Origin of the sequence: Proteus sp. G2674 (assembly GCF_009915195.1) — a bacterium.
GTDB classification, from domain to species: domain Bacteria; phylum Pseudomonadota; class Gammaproteobacteria; order Enterobacterales; family Enterobacteriaceae; genus Proteus; species Proteus mirabilis.
Map to the genome: position 1 here is coordinate 15415 of NZ_JAABLS010000024.1, position 22110 is coordinate 37524.

Annotated in this window: 22 protein-coding genes; 7 read left to right on the forward strand and 15 right to left on the reverse strand. The window is 40.0% G+C overall.

The window, feature by feature from the left end:
• The first annotated feature begins 22 nt into the window (after positions 1-22).
• On the forward strand, positions 23-793 hold the full coding sequence (gene fetB, locus GWI58_RS10955) for an iron efflux ABC transporter permease subunit FetB (protein WP_004242789.1): 771 nt from the start codon (positions 23-25) through the stop codon (positions 791-793).
• Positions 794-837: 44 nt separating this feature from the next.
• Here the strand turns inward: fetB and GWI58_RS10960 are convergent, their stop codons facing one another.
• The 4 genes from GWI58_RS10960 to GWI58_RS10975 are packed head-to-tail and all read right to left on the reverse strand — an operon-like array spanning position 838 to position 3464.
• Positions 838-1281: a YcgN family cysteine cluster protein gene (locus tag GWI58_RS10960; RefSeq protein WP_004242788.1), complete on the reverse strand. Its 444-nt coding sequence runs from the start codon at positions 1279-1281 to the stop codon at positions 838-840.
• Positions 1282-1314: 33 nt separating this feature from the next.
• Positions 1315-1971 carry a fumarylacetoacetate hydrolase family protein gene (locus GWI58_RS10965; protein WP_004242786.1) on the reverse strand — a complete coding sequence of 219 codons (657 nt, stop codon included), beginning with the start codon at positions 1969-1971 and terminating at the stop codon, positions 1315-1317.
• 53 nt (positions 1972-2024) lie between these two features.
• Positions 2025-3152 carry a lytic murein transglycosylase gene (locus GWI58_RS10970; protein ID WP_161769182.1) on the reverse strand — a complete coding sequence of 376 codons (1128 nt, stop codon included), beginning with the start codon at positions 3150-3152 and terminating at the stop codon, positions 2025-2027.
• A 24-nt stretch (positions 3153-3176) separates the two neighbouring features.
• On the reverse strand, positions 3177-3464 hold the full coding sequence (locus tag GWI58_RS10975; protein ID WP_161769192.1) for a YcgL domain-containing protein: 288 nt from the start codon (positions 3462-3464) through the stop codon (positions 3177-3179).
• Positions 3465-3597: 133 nt separating this feature from the next.
• On the opposite strand from GWI58_RS10975, the gene minC reads away from it, so the two are divergent.
• The 3 genes from minC to minE are packed head-to-tail and all read left to right on the forward strand — an operon-like array spanning position 3598 to position 5407.
• Positions 3598-4299, forward strand: a complete 702-nt coding sequence (gene minC, locus GWI58_RS10980; protein ID WP_004242783.1) for a septum site-determining protein MinC — start codon at positions 3598-3600, stop codon at positions 4297-4299.
• Positions 4300-4321: 22 nt separating this feature from the next.
• On the forward strand, positions 4322-5134 hold the full coding sequence (gene minD, locus GWI58_RS10985; RefSeq protein WP_004242782.1) for a septum site-determining protein MinD: 813 nt from the start codon (positions 4322-4324) through the stop codon (positions 5132-5134).
• Positions 5135-5137: 3 nt separating this feature from the next.
• Entirely contained in the window at positions 5138-5407 is a 270-nt protein-coding gene (gene minE / locus GWI58_RS10990) for a cell division topological specificity factor MinE (protein WP_004242781.1), read from the forward strand.
• A gap of 273 nt (positions 5408-5680) precedes the next feature.
• Here the strand turns inward: minE and rnd are convergent, their stop codons facing one another.
• The 5 genes from rnd to GWI58_RS11015 form a co-directional block, all read right to left on the reverse strand.
• On the reverse strand, positions 5681-6799 hold the full coding sequence (rnd, locus tag GWI58_RS10995; protein ID WP_161769183.1) for a ribonuclease D: 1119 nt from the start codon (positions 6797-6799) through the stop codon (positions 5681-5683).
• Positions 6800-6898: 99 nt separating this feature from the next.
• A complete protein-coding gene (gene fadD / locus GWI58_RS11000; RefSeq protein ID WP_004242778.1) occupies positions 6899-8587 on the reverse strand; it encodes a long-chain-fatty-acid--CoA ligase FadD in 1689 nt (562 codons plus the stop codon).
• A 302-nt stretch (positions 8588-8889) separates the two neighbouring features.
• Positions 8890-9483, reverse strand: coding sequence for a Slp family lipoprotein (locus GWI58_RS11005; protein WP_004242776.1), 594 nt, complete (start codon positions 9481-9483; stop codon positions 8890-8892).
• A gap of 90 nt (positions 9484-9573) precedes the next feature.
• Positions 9574-10275, reverse strand: a complete 702-nt coding sequence (gene tsaB / locus GWI58_RS11010) for a tRNA (adenosine(37)-N6)-threonylcarbamoyltransferase complex dimerization subunit type 1 TsaB (protein WP_004242775.1) — start codon at positions 10273-10275, stop codon at positions 9574-9576.
• A gap of 93 nt (positions 10276-10368) precedes the next feature.
• Positions 10369-12306, reverse strand: a complete 1938-nt coding sequence (locus GWI58_RS11015; protein WP_020945589.1) for an ATP-dependent DNA helicase — start codon at positions 12304-12306, stop codon at positions 10369-10371.
• A gap of 85 nt (positions 12307-12391) precedes the next feature.
• Here GWI58_RS11015 and GWI58_RS11020 point away from each other — a divergent pair, with 85 nt between their 5' ends.
• Positions 12392-12736, forward strand: a complete 345-nt coding sequence (locus GWI58_RS11020) for a RidA family protein (RefSeq protein WP_004242773.1) — start codon at positions 12392-12394, stop codon at positions 12734-12736.
• A gap of 157 nt (positions 12737-12893) precedes the next feature.
• Here the strand turns inward: GWI58_RS11020 and mdtI are convergent, their stop codons facing one another.
• The 3 genes from mdtI to zwf form a co-directional block, all read right to left on the reverse strand.
• The gene (gene mdtI / locus GWI58_RS11025) at positions 12894-13226 is read right to left on the reverse strand and encodes a multidrug/spermidine efflux SMR transporter subunit MdtI (RefSeq protein ID WP_004247986.1); all 333 of its coding nucleotides are present in this window, start codon (positions 13224-13226) and stop codon (positions 12894-12896) included.
• A 1-nt stretch (position 13227) separates the two neighbouring features.
• On the reverse strand, positions 13228-13668 hold the full coding sequence (gene mdtJ, locus GWI58_RS11030) for a multidrug/spermidine efflux SMR transporter subunit MdtJ (RefSeq protein ID WP_036894852.1): 441 nt from the start codon (positions 13666-13668) through the stop codon (positions 13228-13230).
• A gap of 604 nt (positions 13669-14272) precedes the next feature.
• The gene (gene zwf, locus GWI58_RS11035) at positions 14273-15748 is read right to left on the reverse strand and encodes a glucose-6-phosphate dehydrogenase (RefSeq protein WP_004242768.1); all 1476 of its coding nucleotides are present in this window, start codon (positions 15746-15748) and stop codon (positions 14273-14275) included.
• A gap of 354 nt (positions 15749-16102) precedes the next feature.
• On the opposite strand from zwf, the gene GWI58_RS11040 reads away from it, so the two are divergent.
• On the forward strand, positions 16103-16945 hold the full coding sequence (locus tag GWI58_RS11040; RefSeq protein ID WP_012367880.1) for a MurR/RpiR family transcriptional regulator: 843 nt from the start codon (positions 16103-16105) through the stop codon (positions 16943-16945).
• Positions 16946-17175: 230 nt separating this feature from the next.
• Entirely contained in the window at positions 17176-18618 is a 1443-nt protein-coding gene (gene pyk / locus GWI58_RS11045; protein ID WP_004242765.1) for a pyruvate kinase, read from the forward strand.
• A gap of 89 nt (positions 18619-18707) precedes the next feature.
• On the opposite strand, the gene lpxM is transcribed toward pyk, so the two are convergent.
• From lpxM to znuA, 3 genes are all read right to left on the reverse strand, one after another.
• Positions 18708-19682 (reverse strand): lauroyl-Kdo(2)-lipid IV(A) myristoyltransferase, encoded by a 975-nt coding sequence (gene lpxM, locus GWI58_RS11050; RefSeq protein ID WP_004242762.1) that lies wholly within the window; start codon positions 19680-19682, stop codon positions 18708-18710.
• A 106-nt stretch (positions 19683-19788) separates the two neighbouring features.
• Positions 19789-21117: a murein DD-endopeptidase MepM gene (gene mepM, locus GWI58_RS11055; protein WP_004242759.1), complete on the reverse strand. Its 1329-nt coding sequence runs from the start codon at positions 21115-21117 to the stop codon at positions 19789-19791.
• A 12-nt stretch (positions 21118-21129) separates the two neighbouring features.
• Positions 21130-22074, reverse strand: a complete 945-nt coding sequence (znuA, locus tag GWI58_RS11060; RefSeq protein WP_004242757.1) for a zinc ABC transporter substrate-binding protein ZnuA — start codon at positions 22072-22074, stop codon at positions 21130-21132.
• Positions 22075-22110 lie beyond the last annotated feature (36 nt).

Consider the following 22110-nt stretch of genomic DNA (forward strand, 5'->3'; position numbering starts at 1 on the left):
AGCAGTGAGCAAATAAATTATTATGAACGAACATACAATCAGTAATGAATCTCTTATTTTTTCTCTATTACTGGTCTTAGTGGCTATATTTATTAGCCGAAAAGAGAAACTTTCATTAGAGAAAGATATTATTTGGAGTACCGCCCGAGCGATAATTCAACTCTTTATTGTTGGCTACGTATTAACTTATATTTTCGACGTCGACCATATTATCCTTACATTTCTAATGGTCTTATTTATCTGTTATAACGCTGCCTATAATGCTAAAAAACGCAGTAAATACGTTAAAGATATTTTTATTATCTCGTTTGTCGCTATTACCACAGGGGCATTGCTCACCTTAAGTATTTTACTTTTTACCCATGCTATTGCCTTTACCCCTATCCAAATTATTCCTATTACCGGTATGATCGCGGGGAATGCAATGATTGCGACCGGACTTTGTTATAATCAGCTTGGGCAACGTTTTGAAAATCATCAACAACAGATCCAAGAAATGTTAAGTTTAGGGGCAACCCCTAAAATTGCTTCAATGGCTATTATTCGAGATAGTATTAAATCGTCGTTAATTCCGACCGTTGACGCAGCTAAGACCGTGGGGATTGTAAGCTTACCTGGAATGATGTCTGGATTAATTTTTGCCGGTGTTGATCCACTACAAGCGGTTAAATACCAAATTATGGTCACCTTTATGTTGATGGCAACCGCCAGTATTTCAACAATTATTGCTTGCTATTTAACCTATAAGAAATTCTTTAATCAACGCCATCAGTTAATGACGTTTAATCAATAAGATAATGACTCTCCCTCTGTGTAACACAAAGGGAGAGCGCAATATTAACCGCGTCCTTTGGGGCGATTAAGAATATGATCTTCCCAGTCCTCAACTTCCACTTCAGGAACAGCAATATATCTTACTGAAATATTACCTTGATGCATTTTTGCTTTATTACCTGCAATAAGGGGATGCCAATCCGCTAAAGGCTTCCCTTCTGCTAATAAGCGATAAGCACAAGTCATCGGTAACCATTCAAACGTCGGCAAATTATATCGCGTGAGTTTGATACAATCAGGCTCATAACGAAAACGATCTTCATAGTTACTGCATTGGCAGGTTTTAATATTTAACTGATTACAAGCGACGTTAGTAAAATAGATCTCATCAGTATCATCATCCATTAACTTGTGTAAACAGCACTGCCCACACCCGTCACATAACGATTCCCACTCATCATCACTCATTTCATCCAAAGTTTTTGTCTGCCAAAAAGCCTGTGTCATCTCTACGTTATTACCTTATTGCTCATCATATTATTAAATAACCCGTGTGGTCAGCTGATGTTCATTAACACTTAATACCAACATATCACCCGATGCTAAGGGACCGACACCTTCTGGTGTTCCCGTTAAAATGACATCACCTGGGCGAAGGGTAAAAAAGCGCGACATATAACTGATAAGGGGTAAAACAGGCGTTAGCATATCACGACTGTTCCCTTGCTGACGAATTTCACCATTAACTTTCAACATTAAGTCAACATTTTGGGGATCACCAAAAGAGTTCACCGGAATAAATCCCGACAAAGGTGCCGAGCCATCAAACGCTTTACTTTTCTCCCAAGGTTGTCCCGCTTTTTTTAATTGACTTTGTAAATCACGTAAAGTGAGATCTAAACCAACACCAAAACCAGCAATAGCGCGATCAACCCTATCTTCATTGGCTTGTTTCAGTGGCTGACCAATTAATACCGCTAACTCTATTTCATGATGCACCGCCCCCATCTCTTTGGGGATCGCAATAGGTTGGCGAATATCACACATTGCCGTTTCTGGTTTAATAAAGATAACCGGCTCTTCAGAGCGCACCGAGCCCATCTCTTTTATGTGGTTTGCATAATTACTGCCCACACAAATCACTTTATTGACAGGAAAATCAAGCAACGAACCTTCCCAATCTCTATGTTGATACATAATATTTTCCTTATTAGGTAAATCGCTGTGTTTTATGTCACTGCTAACGTGATTTAGTGTTGAGTTGGCAGTGTATTTATTTTATTGGCAACGCCATCAGCCATCGTCACAATGCTCAAAGCAAAAAAGTAAGAGCTATTCCAATGCATGATAGTACGGAAATTTTGGGTGACTAAATAGCTTCTATGTAAATCATCATCAGGAATTATCAGCCATACCTTCATATCATCACTTAATTGGCTATTAGCGGGTAATTGCACCCCTAGTGCCTTCCATTGTGCGACCGTTTTTTGTTGCTCTGTTTTTATACCTTCCAACTGTTGATTAAAATTAGCAGGTAAACTGACTTGTTCCCCCCAAGGGAGATCATGTTGCCATCCCTCGGTTGCTAAATAATTAGCGGCTGAAGCAAACGCATCTTCACGGCTATTCCATATATCAATATTGCCGTCACCATTGCCATCAGCAGCGTAAGTCAAAAATGAAGATGGCATAAACTGTGTCTGCCCCATTGCGCCTGCCCAAGAGCCTTTTAAACGCTGGCCTACAGGTAAATGTCCATTTTCGATTATCTCAAGTGCGGCCATTAATTGGCGACTAAACAAGGCCTCACGGCGACCTTCAAAAGCTAATGTGGCCAGTGCTGAGATAACATCTTCTTTCCCTTGTACTCGACCAAAGCCACTTTCTAATCCCCATAAGGCAACAATATAATTTGCAGGCACACCATATTGATTGCTGATCTGCACTAGGGTTTGTTGGTTAGCTTGATAAAGTTTCGCCCCTTCTGCGATACGTCCTTTCGTCACCACTCGAGGTAAATACACATCTAAAGTAATTTTCTTTTCTGGCTGATTACGGTCTGACTTCACTACTCTGTCAATAAAGTGAATTTCCGAAAAGGCAAAATTGATAGTTTCAGGTTTATAACCCAATTCAGCCGCTTTTTGTTTTAAAGCATCTACATAAGCAGGAAATTGTGCAGGTGTCCGTGACTGTTTTGGAAAAGCCTGTTCAAGTGAGGCAACATCAATCTGTTTCCAGCGAGCCGGTGCTGATGTCGCAATATTGGCAATTTCACTTGTTACAGGTTTTTTTTCTGCGCTCTTCTGATGGCTATCTGCACAAGCAGATAGCAAAACAGTAGAAACAATCACCGCGATGAACGAATATTTGAACATTTATGCTCCTTTTATCTCGATGATTTATTCAGTTTTTTCTGAATTTTTTAATTCATCTAAATAAGCATTTAACATACTTTCGACGGGAGGTGGCACTTGTAGGTAAAAACCTTGGTCAATCAACGCTTGTTTGACTTTTTCTATGTCAGCATTCGCTAAACGCTGTCTTTGCGCCAGATCTAGCAACATTGCAAACTGTGGTTCACCAAAACTTTGTAATAATTCCTCAGGAATTCGAGAGAAATCATCTTTTTTTTCGATGTATAAATAAGTTTGATCACGCTTGGTACTACGGTAAATTGCACAAATCATTTTCATTAAACTCTAATTATTAAAATAAGCGACTTGCCTGAATATTTTAGTAAATATAACATGCTTATATAATTTCGTAATATCGTCTCTGGTTTTTTGTGCCAGATTATAGAAAATTTACTGAGTCAGATAGATGTCAAACACGCCCATTGAGTTAAAAGGCAGTAATTTTACCCTCTCGGTACTTCATTTAAATGATGGATCACCGAAGGTTATTCGTCAGGCTATTTCAGATAAAATTGCCCAAGCGCCTCAATTTCTGAAAAATGCGCCTGTTGTTATCAATGTCTCTGCTATCGCAGATCAAACGATTGATTTTAAAAAACTGAGGCGAATAGTAGAAGATGCTGGCTTACGTGTTGTGGGAATTAGTGGTAGTCATGACGCTCAACAAAAAGAAGCGATAATTGCCGCACAGTTACCTATTCTAAATGAAGGTAAAATAACTAAGCCAGCAGCTCAGGCAAATAACGATAAAACGAATGAAGTACCGATAAATGTACGACAAAAAACCAAAATCATTCATACACCAGTGCGTTCCGGGCAACGTATTTACGCACCAAATAGCGATTTAGTTGTGTTAAGCAATGTCAGTGCTGGCGCTGAATTAATCGCAGACGGTAATGTACATATTTATGGTGTATTGCGTGGACGGGTTCTTGCCGGAGCATCAGGCGACCAAGAGAGCCATATTTTTTGTACACATTTATCTGCAGAACTAGTTTCCATTGCTGGTCAATATTGGCTAAGCGACCAAATTCCTACAGATTTTGTTGGCAAATCAGTCCAACTTAGTTTGCAAGAGAATGAATTAACAATCGAGAACTTAATTTAGAGCATCGACAAGGAATCACTCCATGGCACGCATTATTGTTGTTACGTCAGGTAAAGGTGGGGTTGGTAAAACAACTTCCAGCGCGGCCATTTCTACCGGCCTCGCTCAAAAAGGGCATAAAACGGTTGTTATCGACTTTGATATCGGATTACGTAATCTTGACCTAATTATGGGTTGTGAGCGTAGAGTCGTTTATGACTTTGTTAATGTTATTCAAGGTGATGCTACTTTAAATCAAGCCCTGATTAAAGATAAACGTACAGAAAACCTTTATATCCTCCCTGCTTCACAAACAAGAGATAAAGACGCTTTAACCCGTGATGGTGTAGAGCAAGTGTTAGATGAACTGGATGAAATGGGTTTTGATTTTATTATTTGTGATTCACCTGCAGGGATTGAAAGTGGCGCACTTATGGCACTCTATTTTGCAGATGAAGCCATTATCACCACCAACCCAGAAGTCTCCTCTGTACGTGACTCAGACCGTATTTTAGGTATTTTAGCCTCTAAATCACGTCGCGCTGAACGAGGCGAAGATCCTATTAAAGAACATCTTCTATTAACACGCTATAATCCAGGCCGAGTAAGCCGTGGTGATATGTTAAGTATGGAAGATGTGCTAGAAATTTTATGTATTCCACTGCTGGGTGTTATTCCAGAAGATCAATCCGTTTTACGTTCATCAAACCAAGGTGAGCCTGTTATTCTTGATAGTGAATCTGATGCAGGTAAAGCTTATTTAGATACAGTAAATCGTTTATTAGGTGAAGAACATCCATTCCGTTTTATTGAAGAAGAGAAAAAAGGCTTCCTAAAACGCCTTTTTGGGGGGTAAAAGATGGCTTTATTAGATTTTTTTCTGTCGCGTAAAAAGTCGACAGCAAATATTGCCAAGGAGCGCCTACAAATTATCGTAGCAGAGCGTCGACGTGGCGATACTGAGCCAGCTTATTTACCTGATATGAAAAGAGATTTATTAGGTGTTATCTGTAAGTATGTGCAGATAGATCCCGATATGCTATCTGTTCAGTTTGAGCAGAAAGGCGATGATATCTCCGTACTAGAATTAAATGTGACATTACCTGAAAATGAAGAATCACCTAAGTGATCATATTTAATTCGCTGATATAAGCTAATGATCCACAGAGCCAGCTATAAACTATCACATATTTGCTTGGCTCTGTGTTTTTAATTATATATAAACTGGCTGAATACAAATGTGCAAATAGCGCTATATATTGTTGCTATTTTAAACATTCATTAATAATAAGTTGGAGTTGCTATTTATTGGATGATAGAGGAATGATAGAAACTCATATTGGGTTTGAGAAAATTTCAGGCTAAATAATTACTCTTTAGCCTGAATTAATATAACGTGATATTAAGGATATTGCGCCAAAATTGCAGTAATTTTTTCTGCTAGTAACGCTTTACGCCAGCGTGAAAGCAATTCAGGCTCCCCTGTTTTAATTTTCCAGTGAATATTAAGCAATTGGTTTATTTGTCTTCTTGAGGCTAATAACTCGGGGTTATAGCGCTGCCCTTCACTTACCTCTTGGATCACCGTTTTTATTGCTTTAAAGGCTTTTTTATAGTTAGGTTGTTCAATTAAATTGCCAATAGGCTCAGGACAATCTTCATCTTTGATCTGTTTGGCTTTAGCAACAAAATCCAACAAGCGACGGCCATGACAACGAATTTCTTGCCCCGATAGAGAAAGCGCATCTAATTCAGCAAGAGAGGTCGGTAAATAGCGTGCTACTGACCATAAATGCTCTTCCCTTATAACAAAATTTAATGCCATATCACGGGCTCTAGCTTGATTTAAACGCCATTCTGCCAACATTTTTAAGCATGCTAATTGTTGACCTCGTAATTGCCATGCATTACCAATATCGCGGTAGGCAAGCTCTGGTGATACGGTCTCTTGGCGACGCTCGGCTATCATTTCACACTCATCAACAATAGCGTCCATATAACCGGCTTCTTGTGCCTGTGCAATTAATTTCTTAGCTAGAGGTAACAAATAAAACACATCACCACTCGCATATTGGCACTGTTTTTCGGTTAATGGGCGTGCCAGCCAATCTGTTCGTGATTCACTTTTATCGAGAGCAATATGTTCATATTTTTCTACTAAGGTCGCAAAGCCACAAGAAATGGGATAGCCCAGAAAAGCGGCCACGACTTGGGTATCTATCATGGGTGTCGGAACACAACCAAATTGATGAGAAAATACTTCAAGATCTTCACTTCCAGCATGCAAATATTTAAGGACTGCGGGATTAGTTAATAATTCAACAAAAGGAGTCCACTCAGTAATGGTCAGGGGATCAATAAGAGAGATCTGTTTACCATCGTACATTTGGATAAGCCCCAAATGTGGGTAATAGGTGCGTATACGGACAAACTCTGTATCTAATGCAATTTGTGATACCTCGGACGCTGCTTTACAGACATCTTCTAGTGCTGTGTTTGTCGTGATAAATTGATAATTCAAAACAGGTTTCTCTTGTATTTTTATGTCTAATGACTTTTTCGTAAAGACAAAAACGCCGGTATAAACCGGCGAATTTATCAAAGGTTATACTTTGTTGTATCAAGATCCAGTTGATGTTTTCAACTGTTTTTCTTCATTTCTTAATTCTCTGCGTAAAATTTTACCAACATTTGACTTAGGCAGCTCTTCTCGAAACTCAATAATCTTAGGTACTTTATAACCCGTTAAGTAACGGCGACAATGAGTTTTAAGTTCATCTTCTGTCAATGAGGGATCTTTTTTGACAACAAAGATTTTCACAGTCTCACCCGAGCTTTTACTCGGTACACCAATAGCTGCTGATTCTAAAACTTTCGGGTGCGCAGTAACCACTTCTTCAACTTCATTAGGATAGACATTAAATCCTGAAACCAAGATCATATCTTTTTTACGGTCAATGATGCGGATAAAGCCTTCATCATCCATTGTGGCAATATCACCTGTGGCAACCCATCCATCATGTAGTACTTCTGCTGTCGCATCAGGACGATTCCAGTAGCCTTTCATGACCTGAGGGCCACGAACCCACATTTCACCGCCTTCTGTGCGAGACACTTCATTACCTTCATCATCCATAAATTTTACTTCCGTTGAAGGTACAGGAAGCCCAATACTACCACTGTATTTTTTCAGGTTATAAGGGTTACCTGTTACTAGAGGCGAACACTCAGTTAAACCATAACCTTCTAATAGATGCTTACCGGTTAATTCTTCCCACTCTTTCGCAACACTACTTTGTACGGGCATTCCGCCACCAACAGAAAGGTTGAGCTTAGAAAAATCAAGTTGACGAAACTCGGGATTATGTAACCAAGCATTAAATAGTGTATTTACCCCGGTAATCGCCGTGACAGGATAACGCGATAACTCTTTAATAGTGCCTTTAACATCTCGTGGGTTCGTTATCAGTAGGTTTTTCCCGCCAACTTCAATAAATAACAAGCAGTTCACGGTTAAAGCAAAGACGTGATACAAGGGTAAAGCGGTTACCACCAGCTCTTTCCCTACATTAAGTGCAGGAACATAAGCGGCTTTAGCTTGTTCTAGATTAGCCAACATATTACGATGAGTTAACATCGCGCCTTTCGCAATTCCTGTGGTACCACCAGTATATTGTAAGAAGGCTAAATCATCTCCAGTAATTTCTGGCTTAATATATTGCATTCGATAGCCTAAATGCATCGCTCGACGAAATGATATCGCGTCAGGCAAATTATATTTTGGGACTAATCGCTTGATATATTTAACCACAAAATCAACCAGTGTCGCTTTAGGACGAGATAGCTGATCTCCCATACGTGTTAAAATAACGTGTTTAATACTGGTGTTAAAGACGATTTTTTCCAGCGTATGGGCAAAGTTAGAAACAATGACAATAGCTGTGGCGCCACTATCATTAAGCTGATGTTCAAGCTCTCTTGGTGTGTAGAGTGGGTTTACATTGACCACTACCATACCGGCACGAAGAATGCCGAAAAGCGCTATAGGATATTGCAGTAAGTTAGGCATCATTAAGGCGACACGATCACCTTTTTTCAATCCTAAGCCATTTTGCAAATAAGCGGCAAAAGCACGGCTACGCTCTTCTAGTTTGCGGTAAGTCATGACCTCGCCCATATTGATAAAGGCGGGTTGATCTGCGTAATTTGCGACAGCGTTTTCAAGCATCTCCGCAAGAGATGCAAAACGGTCCGGGTCAATTTCAGCCGGAACATCTGCCGGATAACGTTTAAGCCAGACTTTTTCCAAAGTAGTACTCCTGATTAATCGCACTTCTTGGTTAATATTATGTTTCTTTTTAACAAAGTATTAACTCATCCTACCAGCACAAACAATTTTCTGTTGTGAAGATGCGAAGTGTATCACTAAATTTTTTCTTTTTATGTTTAACAAAAAAGAAGGCGGTCAAAACCGCCCTCTCTTTTGTTGTCTTCATCTTTAATAATTATATTAGATAATTGCCATCTAATATATTACAGGTATTGATTATACACCGTTTCAAACTCATAAAGGTAAAATATTATATCGTCATTAACAATTATTCTAGTTTATTACTCCAAAACGGGGACAACTTGACCAGTGCCATATGGATATGCCCCATAGCCGCCATAGCCATAATTATACCAGTAAGGGGCATTACCATAGTATCCCCATGTCATAACAGGCGCAGGCATAATAACTTGTTGCGTTAATGTCCAGCGTTTCATTCCTGTAACATCGATACGTAAAAATGGATAAACGGCTTCACCCACTTTGCCTGTTTTTACACCTTTGATCGTACCCACTACCGTGACATACTGATTTTTATAATCTGTTGGATCTAAAAAATGGGTAACATTCGCATAAAGACGACCAACAGAAGGTTGCTGTAACTCAGGAGCCGCATCATAGTGAGAAAGTGGCATCACAGCAATTTCTAACTGGGTTGATGAAGGTAGATTCTTAACCTCAATCACTCGCCCACCAAAACGACCTTCTTGACCGACATAAAGCTCCGGTGCCGCTAGAACTACATTTAAGTCAGTAACAGGAGTTGCTGTTGTCCCTTTAATAGATTCAGGTATAGAGACGCAGCCCGTTAGTAATAGAGCGCCAGATAAAAATAGCGCTTTACTTACCAAACGGTAGTTTAATTGTCTGTTCATAAACCACCTCTTTGTACGTCATTAAGTACGTTACACTCTAAGATAAGTATAGCGTCACTCTGTCACTTCTAACAGAAAATCGCTAACAATCTATTCCCGTCCTGGTAATTTTTTCCAAGTGACTTCATTACGTAAATAAACAGGCTCGGCTTCTTCTACTTTAGTTGCTTTCCCTTCATGCCATGCTGTAACGGCAAGTGGCAACATATCTTGTGCCGCAGGCAAAGTAATTTGCGTTTCAACCACGGTAAAAGGCAATGATAAAGCTAAATCAGGATAAGCTTGCCACCCCGTACCCGCAATTGCCCAGCGACCTGTGGTAGCTTGTAACGTTTCGGCAAATTGTTCTGGTTTCATTACCGCTTCTGTTTCTTCACCAGACCAAATGCCAGCGTCATTACGCTGATATTGGGCACAGTAGATTTCCCCCATACGGGCATCAATGGCGACTAAAACTTGCTTAATGCCTGTTGTTCTAAAAACGCCTTCTGCCATGGTGGCAAGAGAAGAAATACCAATCAGTGGCAAATTAGCCCCTAGTGCGATACCTTGCGCAACACCGACACCAATGCGAACACCGGTAAAACTGCCCGGACCACGACCAAAAGCGAGGGCATCTAAGGATTGCAGTGATAAATTGGCTTCTTCTAAAGCACTTTTCACCATTGGTAAAATTTTTTGTGTATGTTCACGCGGTGAAATTTCAAAACGTGAAGCAACGACACCTTCATTCCAAACCGCAACAGTACAAGACTCAGTTGCGGTATCAATTGCTAAAATTCGCAGTGACACGCCATAACTCCGGCAGATTCAATAAGTAAAAAGAGAAAGAATAATATCATAATAGTATTCAACAGAATAAATACACATCATATGTAATCACTATTATGACTCCGACACTATTTTATTTCGTTGTGCCCGTTGGCTTAAAAAATAACTGGTTTTTTCTAATGAACGGGTTCGTGGTGATGGGGGCAAACTACTTAAAAACACTTCCCCATAAGGTCTTGAAACTAATCTATCATCACAAACAATAATGGCACCATAATCATGTATATCGCGGATCAAACGCCCGACGCCTTGCTTTAGAGTGATCACCGCATCAGGGATTTGTACATCCCGAAATGCATCACCACCACGTAATTGACAATCTTCAATACGTGCTCTTAATAATGGATCGTCAGGTGCGGTAAAGGGTAATTTATCAATGATCACACAAGAAAGTGTATCTCCCCTAACATCCACCCCTTCCCAAAAACTTTGGGTCGCGACAAGTAACGCATTGCCTGAGGAAACAAATTTTTTCAATAATTGCGATTTCCCCATTTCGCCTTGCATTAACACGGGAAGTGGTAAGCTGGCTTTAAACTCTTCGGCTAATCCACGCATCATAGCGTGAGAGGTACAAAGAAAAAAACAACGCCCCTGATTTTTTAAGATCACAGGAGCCAGCATAGCGGCTAAACGCTTCGCGGTGTATGGTTGATTTAACGGAGGTAAATAACGTGGTACACAGAGCAACGTTTGATGTTGATAATCAAATGGGCTATTTAAAATTAATGTTGTGGCATTTTCCAGTCCTAATCTATCTGTGTAATAAGACATTTTTTCATCTACAGAGAGTGTTGCAGAAGTAAATATCCAACTACTTTTATGGGACTTAATCAGCTCACGAAATTTATCAGCAACCGAAAGTGGCGTGATCGCCAGTAAAAAATGACGACCATAGCTTTCAAACCAATAACTGTATCCGGCAATCGTCGTATCAATTAGGCGTTTTAAACGATTACGATAAAGTGTTGCCCGTTCAAACGCACTATCCAGTAATTGGCTACGCCCTAAAGAGAGCTTCATTACATCATAACTTAGCTCTAACGCATCATCTAATAAGGTTAAATAGCGTTTGGTTTCCTTATTTTGTAATAGTTCCCTTAAGTTACCCCGAAAACCCGTATCACCTAAGCTAAGACGAAAATCTTGTACCATTTGAGTTAAACGGTCAGCACTTTTTTGCAGTTGCACTTGATCACGCACCTCAGTGCGATACGCCACAATCATATCGCGCGCTAGATCGAATAATTGGCGACTAGTGAGCTGTTGACCGAAGTAGTGGCTCGCTATATCAGGAATTTGATGCGCCTCATCGAAGATCATTATCTCCGCATCGGGGATCAGCTCACCAAAACCAGTATCTTTTACTACCGTATCTGCCATAAAAAGGTGATGATTAACAATCACCACATCAGCGGCTAACGCATTTTTACGGGCACTTAATACATAACACTCTTTGTAGCGAGGACAATCACTGCCCAGACAATTATCATTAGTGCTAGTCACCAGTGGCCATACTTTGCTATCTTCCGCCACACTATGACAGCGACTAATATCACCATCTTCTGTTTGCGTCGACCATTGTCGTACATGCATAACATCAGCAAGTACTTCTGCTTCTAAATCACCGCCACTGAGCATTTGCTGATCTAAACGTTCTAAACACAAATAATTAGAGCGACCTTTTAATAAAGCCGTTGTACCATCGTAGTCTAGCGCTTCTATTATGGTGGGGAGATCACGACTATACAGTTGATCTTGTAATGCCTTAGATCCGGTAGAGATGATAGTTTTTTTCCCAGAACGTAATGCAGGCACAAGATAGGCATAGGTTTTCCCTGTCCCAGTACCCGCTTCTGCAATAAGCACACCTTGTTTATCAATAACCTCTGTTACTGATATCGCCATTTGTCGTTGAGCTTCACGGGGATGAAATCCAGGAACGCGTCGGGTTAAAATCCCGTTTTCTGCAAAATCGTCTGACACAGGCATACTCTTTTTATAAAATAAGACGTAAATTATGCCAGTGGATAGCTAAAAGTACCACCCACGTTGTTAATACAAAGGAGAATTTATCGTGACTATAAAACGTATCGATCCAGAAGACCGTTGGTCTGAAGCGGTTATTTATAATGATACTGTCTATTACACTGCGGTTCCTGAAAACTTATCAGGGGATATAATCGAACAAACTGCAGATACATTAGCAGCTATTGATGTGTTATTACAAAGAGTGGGATCGGATAAAAGTAAGATCCTTGATGCAACACTATTTTTAGCAGATAAAGCCGATTTTGCAGGTATGAATCAAGCATGGGATGCATGGGTTGCTAAAGGGAGCGCGCCAGTACGTTGTACCGTTCAGGCTCAACTCATGCATCCTGAATATAAAGTAGAAATTAAAATCATCGCTGCTCTCTAATTTTTTATTAGCACCCGCACATGCGGGTACTATTTTTTGCATGGCTTAGTTTGAGCGCAAAAAAACTGAGTTCAACCGAACTCAGCCTTTTGTTTGAGTAAATATTTCGCTGTGAAACCTAATAGTTGTTATCCGTCTATTATTACATTAATTAGAGTTAAGCGAATTTAATCATTATCATACCGACTAATAATAATATAATTCCACTCCATCCTTTATAATTTAGGCGTTGATTAAATAAGATCCACCCAGCGGCGATAGTGGCAATAATACCAAAAGCTCCCCATAGTGCGTAAGCAACAGAAAGCTCTATCCCCTTTACGGCCATTGCCAATGAACTAAATGCACCTAACACACAAAGCAATGACAATATTCCCAACCCCCAACGACTAAAACCGTTAGACATTTTCAAGAATATATTGGCCACGATTTCAAGCACAACAGCAAGAAGAAGAAAAGCACCATGCCACCATTCAAATTGAGCTAACATATTAAGCCTCTTTAACATTAGAAGAAATTGGCTTATTAGCTCCCTTTACCACAGTGGCAACTTGTTTGGCTTTTCCGGCAATATTTTTTACCGAATCGGTTGTTTTTTTAGCAACCGCCGATTTTTTAGTGCCTGACTTAATTAAAGTGATCCCCGCAATTAACATTGCTAAACCACCTAATTTTAATGCTGACAGTGATTCACCAAACCAAAGCACGCTAAATGTTGTAATAATGACAATTCCAATACCTTCCCACAGTGCATAAGCTACACCTAATGCCACTTTTTTTACGGCTATGGCTAAAAAGATATAGGAAGTGGCAATCATTAACCACATAACGATCATACCAGTGTAACCACCGCTGACACTGGCATACTTCATTGATAAAGTGCCGATCACTTCACAGATAATAGCTAAAACTAAAAATATCCAATAAATCATTTTTCATCTCTCATACACGTTTAAAGCACGCCCAAACGTTTCTTGCGCAGAGAAGATAGAGAATATGTAGATAGTCTTTCTGGCGGTATAAAACCGAACGTTAAGGCAACGTTATTTCCTGATATATCAGGAAGTAGGATGAGAAATTTCTATAATGCGCCACACCAGTAGTGTTCGCTGGATAAAATAGCAGAAAGGAATAACTTATAAGTAGAACGTTTAACTTTTACGCTTTTGGCGCTAGTCATGATTATTTATTCTTTCATCGCGCAGCCCATCCGCACGATATACTCCGAACCCTCATATAATATGGATAAATGTTACATGATATTTCTATCATGCCGAATTATTTAAAGCAAGGATCTTCTGCAAAAATTTTTTAGGTAATTGATTGGTTTTATTTAGGTTTTAAGTTGAAGATTGCAATACACTGCATAGTTAATCAATTCTTAGCTGAACTTGTTCTTATTTTATTCATTTATATCGCAGTAATTATGCTTAATCAAAAAAACACCGCAAAACTAGAGCTCTTATTTTACGGTGTTATTTATAGGGCGTGGAGGATGTCAAATTAGTTAGGGACTATATCTGACGATGAAATTCCCTACTCAATTTCATTCCAAGAGCGGCCATCACGAGTGATCATTGCAACAGATGCAACCGGCCCCCATGTTCCTGCTTGGTATGGCTTAGGTAATTCATTATCGCATTCCCATGCATTAATAATTGAATCGACCCATTTCCATGCTTCTTCTACTTCATCACGGCGGACAAATAACGCTTGAATACCCCGCATTGCCTCAAGCAATAACCGCTCATAAGCATCAGCTAAATGAGTTTGGTTAAAAGTTTCGGAGAAACTTAAGTCTAATTTAGTGGTTTGTAAGCGGTGTTTATGATCAAGACCTGGTGCTTTATTTAGCACTTCAATATCAATACCTTCATCAGGCTGTAAACGAATAGTGAGTTTATTTTGTGGTAACTCTTGATAGGTTTCACTGAAAATATTCAGAGCGGGTTTTTTAAAATAGACCACCACTTCCGAGCATTTACTTGGCATACGCTTACCGGTTCTTAAATAGAAGGGTACACCCGCCCAACGCCAGTTATCAATATCAGCACGAATTGCAACAAAGGTCTCTGTATTACTGGCTTTATTTGCACCCTCTTCGTCTAGATAGCCCGGTACTTTTTTACCTTGTACAAAACCGGCCGTATATTGCCCACGAACCGTTTTTTCACGGACATTAGTCATATCAATACGACGTAATGAGCGCAGTACTTTCACTTTTTCTTGGCGGATACTATCAGCCGTTAAATCAGCAGGTGGTGACATGGCGATCATCGTCAAAATTTGTAATAGGTGATTTTGCACCATATCACGCATTTGACCCGCTTGATCGAAATACCCCCAACGTCCTTCAATACCAACTTCTTCTGCCACCGTGATTTGGACATGATCTATCGTTTTGTTATCCCAATTATTAACAAATAAGGAGTTAGCAAAACGTAAAGCCAATAAGTTTAAAACGGTTTCTTTACCCAAGTAGTGGTCGATACGATAAATTTGACTCTCTTTAAAGTATTTCGCCACACTGTCATTAATAGAAACTGAAGATGCTAAATCTGTTCCTAGTGGTTTTTCCATAACCACACGGTTTGGCTCTTTATTTAATTTAGCATGTCCCAAACCTTTACACATCGCACTGAAAGTACTTGGTGGCATTGCAAAATAGTAAATCGCCGGTAATTTGTCTTGTTTTAGATGTTTTGCTAACTCAATAAAGTGGTCAGTTTCATTGACATCAAGATTACAAAAATCGAGACGAGCACTTAAACGTTGCCAAATTTCAGGGTTAATCTCTTCTTTTAAAAAAGTTTGTAATGCTTCATGGGCAACATTTGTATAAGCAGCTACATCCCAATCAGCACGACCAACACCGATGATACGTGTATCAGGGTGAATATATCCTGCCTTTTCCAGTTGATAAAGTGATGGAATTAACTTACGACGGGCAAGATCCCCTTTAGTACCGAAGATAACCAGATCACAGGCCTGAGCAGTCGATATCGCTGCCATAGTACGTCTCCTCATGATGAGATTTTGTAATTTTGTTACATAATTTCGTATTAATGTACTCTTTTGGGTGTACGCAGTAAATACGCTTGCGTGTTTTAGTCTTTAACGCCCCTTACATCTTATTAACCAACTGTTTTTTATGTCTAGCTTTTTCTATTTCTATGTAAATTTACAACAGTTTTGTTAATTGTTTTCAGCTTTGAAAGTTAGACACAGGTCATACTTTGATGAAAAAAGCCCTTTTAAGGGGCTGTCAGCGATGTAAGTGCTGTTATATGCGTAGTATATTTTCATAAAACCGTTATAGATTTCTCCTTTTATTGAAATTGGCAAAGCCAAGGATCTGTATATTTAATGAATATATTGGAAAGGGTTCAGTCTAGTCTGGACATCTTGAGTAAATCAGAAAAAAAAGTGGCTGAGGTTGTTTTAACAACACCACAAACCGTGATCCATTCAAGTATCGCTCTTATGGCGAAAACAGCTGATGTTAGTGAGCCCACTGTAAATCGTTTCTGTCGACGCATGGCAACAAAAGGATTTCCAGATTTTAAGTTACAATTAGCACAAAGCATTGCCAACGGTACACCTTATGTCAATCGTAACATTGATGACTCCGATTCTGTCTCTGCTTATACCAATAAAATATTTGAATCCGCGATGGCGGGTTTAGAGAATGTCAAAAATAATCTCGATATAGCTGTTATTAATCGAGCTGTCGATATTCTTACTCAAGCAAGAAAAATCTCGTTTTTTGGTCTAGGTGCTTCTGCCGCCGTCGCACATGATGCCATGAATAAATTCTCACGTTTCAACATTCCCGTGACCTATTTTGATGATGTTATCATGCAACGAATGAGCTGTATAAATAGTATCGACGGTGATGTTGTGGTGATTGTGTCTCACACAGGTCGTACTAAAAATTTAGTCGAAATTGCTAAAATTGCACGTGAAAATGATGCATCAGTAATAGCGATTACCACTTCTGGCTCTTTATTAGCCGCCGAAGCAACGTTACCCATCTTACTTGATGTACCGGAAGATACCGATATCTACATGCCGATGATTTCTCGCCTTGCACAACTTACCGTTATTGATGTTCTGGCTACAGGGTTTATTTTACGCCGAGGGCCAAAATTTAGAGATAACTTGAAGCGTGTCAAAGAAGCATTACGCGATTCGCGCTTTGATAAGTAACCGTTTTAAATGAATTTGTTAGTATAGTCACATTTAGCAGTGTGCCCTTGACTAGATAACTTTTTGAAAAATGGTAGCATAACTGCGAGCTAACTCTCACATATGATGAAAACACCTAAGTATGTTACAATTAGCTTGAAGCGTTTCACTTAACATATTGGATAGAATGTTACTTACCTCCGTTTTATCCAATAGCCAATACCTTTCGTTCAAGGTCAACGGAGTAATGCATGTCCAGACGGCTCAGAAGAACAAAAATTGTTACCACCTTAGGCCCAGCAACAGATCGTGATAATAACCTAGAAAAAATCATTACTGCTGGTGCAAATGTTGTTCGATTAAATTTCTCTCATGGCTCTGCAGAAGATCATCTTGCTCGTGCTAATCGCACCCGTGAAATAGCAGCTAGACTTGGTCGCCATGTTGCTATTTTAGGTGATTTGCAGGGTCCGAAAATCCGTGTTTCGACATTTAAAGAAGGCAAAGTATTCCTTAATGTGGGAGACAAATTTCTCCTTGATGCCAATTTAGAAAAAGGCGAAGGCGACCAAACTAAAGTCGGTATTGACTATAAAGGGTTACCTGCCGATGTTGTTCCTGGCGATATCTTGCTACTTGATGATGGACGTGTTCAATTAAAAGTCCTTAAAGTCGAAGGCCTGAAAGTTTTCACTGAAGTGACTGTCGGTGGCCCATTATCTAATAATAAAGGGATCAATAAACTCGGTGGTGGTCTTTCTGCTGAAGCATTAACTGAAAAAGATAAACAAGATATTATTACTGCTGCCAAAATTGGTGTTGATTATCTGGCTGTCTCCTTCCCAAGAACAGGCGAAGATCTTAATTATGCACGTCGCTTAGCACGTGATGCAGGCTGCGAGTGCCAAATTGTCGCGAAAGTTGAACGTGCCGAAGCCGTTGCCAATGATGAAATTATCGATGAGATCATTCTCGCTTCTGATGTTGTCATGGTTGCCCGTGGTGATTTAGGCGTAGAAATTGGTGATCCTGAATTAGTCGGGGTACAGAAAAAACTCATCCGTCGCGCTCGTCAGCTAAATCGTGTTGTTATCACAGCCACTCAAATGATGGAATCGATGATAACTAACCCAATGCCAACTCGTGCAGAAGTCATGGACGTCGCCAATGCGGTATTAGATGGTACAGATGCCGTTATGTTATCGGCTGAAACAGCAGCAGGACAATATCCCGCTGAAACTGTAGCCGCAATGGCACAAGTCTGTTTAGGCGCGGAAAAAATGCCTGCGGCCAATGTATCAAAACACCGTTTAGATATGGTATTTGATAATGCTGAAGAAGCGATAGCCATGTCAACCATGTATGCAGCTAACCATATGAAAGGCGTTAATGCGATTATCGCTATGACTGAGTCCGGTCGTACTGCCCGTATGATGTCACGAATTAGCACCGGTTTACCTATCTTCTCTATGTCACGCCATGAGAAAACATTAAACCAAACTGCACTTTATCGAGGTGTTACGCCTGTTTATTGCAGTACTCATACTGACGGTATTGCTGCCGCTAATGAAGCTATTATGCGTTTATGTGAAAAAGGCTTTTTAGTTTCAGGTGATTTAGTCTTAGTCACACAAGGTGACCAGATGGGTACGATCGGAAGTACCAATACTTGTCGTATCCTTACCGTAGAATAATTGTTCTTATTCTTTTATAGCAAAATAGCAAACGGGCACTTTAAATAGTGCCCGTTTTTTTATCTTCCTATTCGTTCACCAGCAATGGACTAGTCTAGGATATTCTCACGCGCATAAGGTTCTATTTCCCCCTCTTTACGCGTTTTTAATAGTTTTAAGATCCAAGTATATTGCTCTGGTGTTGGTGAGACTAACGCTTCTAGCTCTTCATTCATCCGACGCGCAATATAACGATCATCTTGCCCTTCTATATCATCCATCGGCTCACGGATAATAATCTTTAGTTGATGCGTTTTATGACAGTAAACAGGAAACAGTGGCACAATGGCCGCTCTGCATACTTTCATTAATCGGCCAATCGCCGGTAATGTGGCTTTATAGGTACCAAAAAAATCCACAAATTGACTATGCTCGGCACCATGATCTTGGTCAGGTAAATAATACCCCCAAAACCCTTGGCGCACCGTTGAAATAAAAGGTTTTATCCCCGCTTCGCGCGAGTGTAAACGTCCGCCGAAATGGTAACGTGCTTTATTCCATAAATAATCAGTCACCGGATCTTTTTGGTGGTGAAACATTGCTGCCATTTTTTGCCCTTTAGCAGCCAATAACATGGCAGGTACATCAACAGCCCATCCATGCGGTACCATAAAAATAACATTACGCCCTTGTGCTTTTAAGCGCTCTATAATCTCTATCCCTTCCCAAGAGGTACGCTGTAATGTGTGTTTAGCCCCTCTTAAACAAAGATCTGCAAGCATCACGAAAGACTGTGGCGCTGTTTCAAACATTTTATCAAGCACATCTTCTCGTTGTGCTTTATCCCAGTGAGGAAAACAATATCTTAAATTGATATCTGCACGACGTCTGGCACTTTTCGCTTTACGCCCAACAAAACGACCTATAGAGGCAAGGAGCGGATCACGCCATTTTACCGGCATATACGCTAATGCACACAATACGCCTGCACCAAACCAGGTTCCCCAATGACGAGGATGCAAATAGGCGCGGTGAAAAGTCGGTACATAACCCGCTTTACTATCTGTATCTTTTTCTTTATTCATCAGATAACTCGCTGAACTGACACCTCTAAATAGGCGTAAAAATCATTAAAACAAAAACGGATGATATCAATCATCCGCTTTTATGTCTTTAACTTCTTGTTTAATGTCAATTATCTAACGTTAATTGAGGCATGATCTCTTTTACTTTAGCTAAGTATTCACGCTTCTCTTTGCCTGTTAGGCCATCTGCACGGGGTAATTTAGCTGTTAATGGATTAACCGCTTGTTGGTTGATCCATAATTCATAATGTAAGTGTGGCCCTGTGGAGCGTCCTGTATTTCCGGATAGTGCAATGCGATCACCTCGTTTTACACGTTGTCCCGGTTTGACTAACAGTTGGCGTAAGTGCATATAACGAGTGGTATATTGGCTACCATGACGGATAGCAATAAAATTACCTGCTGCACCACTGTATTTAGAGACAATGACTTCACCATCTCCCGTAGCTAAAACAGGCGTACCAACAGGCATAGCAAAATCAACCCCTTTATGCGGTGCAACACGGCCTGTGACAGGATTGATACGGCGAGGATTAAATTGAGAAGAGACTCTAAACTGTTTTACCGTTGGAAAACGCATAAAACCACGTTCTAAACCACCAGCTTGGCTATCATAGTAGCGGCCATCTTCAGCAAGAAAAGCATAGTAATCTTTACCACCACTTCGTAACCGCACACCAATAAGTTCGCTCTGTTCGGTACGACCATCTAATACTTCACGAGAAAAAAGGGCTGAGAATTTATCACCACTTTGTAATTTTCTAAAGTCTAATTGCCATTGCAAAGCTTTAGTCACTGCGCGAGCTTCTGCGTTAGTTAAGCCAGCATTTGTTGCACTTGCAGAGAAACTACCACGGATAACCCCTGTGGTCACACTATTTTTCCATTCGCCTTTTTGGAACTCTTTTGCTTCAGTAAAACCTGTTTCCGTACGCGTATAAACACGAGTTTCTCGGCGAGAAACGCCCCAACTTAACTCTTGCAATAAACCATCATCATCAAGTTTCCAACTTATTGGTTGGCCTATTTTAAGGTTTCTGAGATCTTTATTTTGATTGGAGAGCGTTGCAATATCAGCTGAGTCGATACCAAATTGCGTTAATATCGAACTTAATGAATCTCCACTGGAGACAATATAAGTATGAGGAACCTGTGCCACTGCGGTGCTAGTATCGACACCATCATCAGCACCTACAAGTCCTTCATCTGTTAGCTGATCACTACTGTCGGTGATAATATCGTCGGTGTTTTCCCCTTGGGTTGTCAGGGGAGTCTGAATACTGATAGGAACTTCTCTGCTTTGTTCGGTGTGAAGCACAACTGGCCGCCATATTGCGACAGCCAGTGTTGCTGCAGTTAACGAACCAAGCATAATTTTATGTGGTAAGGGTAAATTTAAATATACCTGTGCAATGGATCTCGTCTTCTGCTGCACGTTCTTAATTCCTTATTGTGTTTCATTCAGGCAGCTCGCATATTGGTTAGCTAATTGGGTAAGGAATTTCACATAACTATCTTGAGTTAATGCAATCCCACTTCCTAGGGGATCTAATACCCCCATTTTAACTCCAGTGCCTTTCGCCACTGTCTCAATTACTGTCGGCCTAAATTGTGGCTCAGCAAAAATACATGTGGCTTTTTGCTCAACCAACTGTGTTCGTATTTGATGTAATTTCTGTGCACCTGGTTGTATTTCAGGGTTGATCGTAAAATGACCTAATGGCTTTAAATTATAATGTTTTTCGAAGTAGCCATAAGCATCATGAAAGACAAAATAACCCTTGTTTTTAACAGGCGACAGAATATTAACAAGATTTTTATCTGTTTGCTTGAGTTGTTCGCTGAATTTACTTAGGTTTACGTCCAGAAGTTCTTTTTTATCTGGATAGAGCGTCACTAACCTATCGTGGATCTGTTTTGCAGACGACAACGCAATCTCTGGTGATAACCAGATGTGCATATTATAATCACCATGAGAATGATGTTCGTGATTTTCCTCATGTTTATGCACATTGTCATTATCATCTTTCAATAAAAGCGACTTTATTTTGTCAGTTTCCGCTAAAGCCAGTTTATTTTTGTCACTAAGTCTATTTAATGGTCTATCTAAAAAGACTTCCATATCCGGCCCAACCCATACCATTAAATCTGCTGAGGTGATTTTGCGTAAGTCCGAAGGCTTTAATGCATAATCATGTGGCGATGCCCCATCAGGTAATAAAACTTCTGTTGGCGTTACACCATCAGCAATTGCTGCCGCAATAAACCCTATCGGCCTAATTGAAGCAACAACATCTGCCTGAACAGATGAACTAAATGAGGCTATCATAGCAGTCACTAAACATGATTTAATTAAAAAACCATGCGCAAATTTGTTGTTTTTATGTAACATAGGCAAAATTCTCGTGAAACGTCATTGGGAATGTTA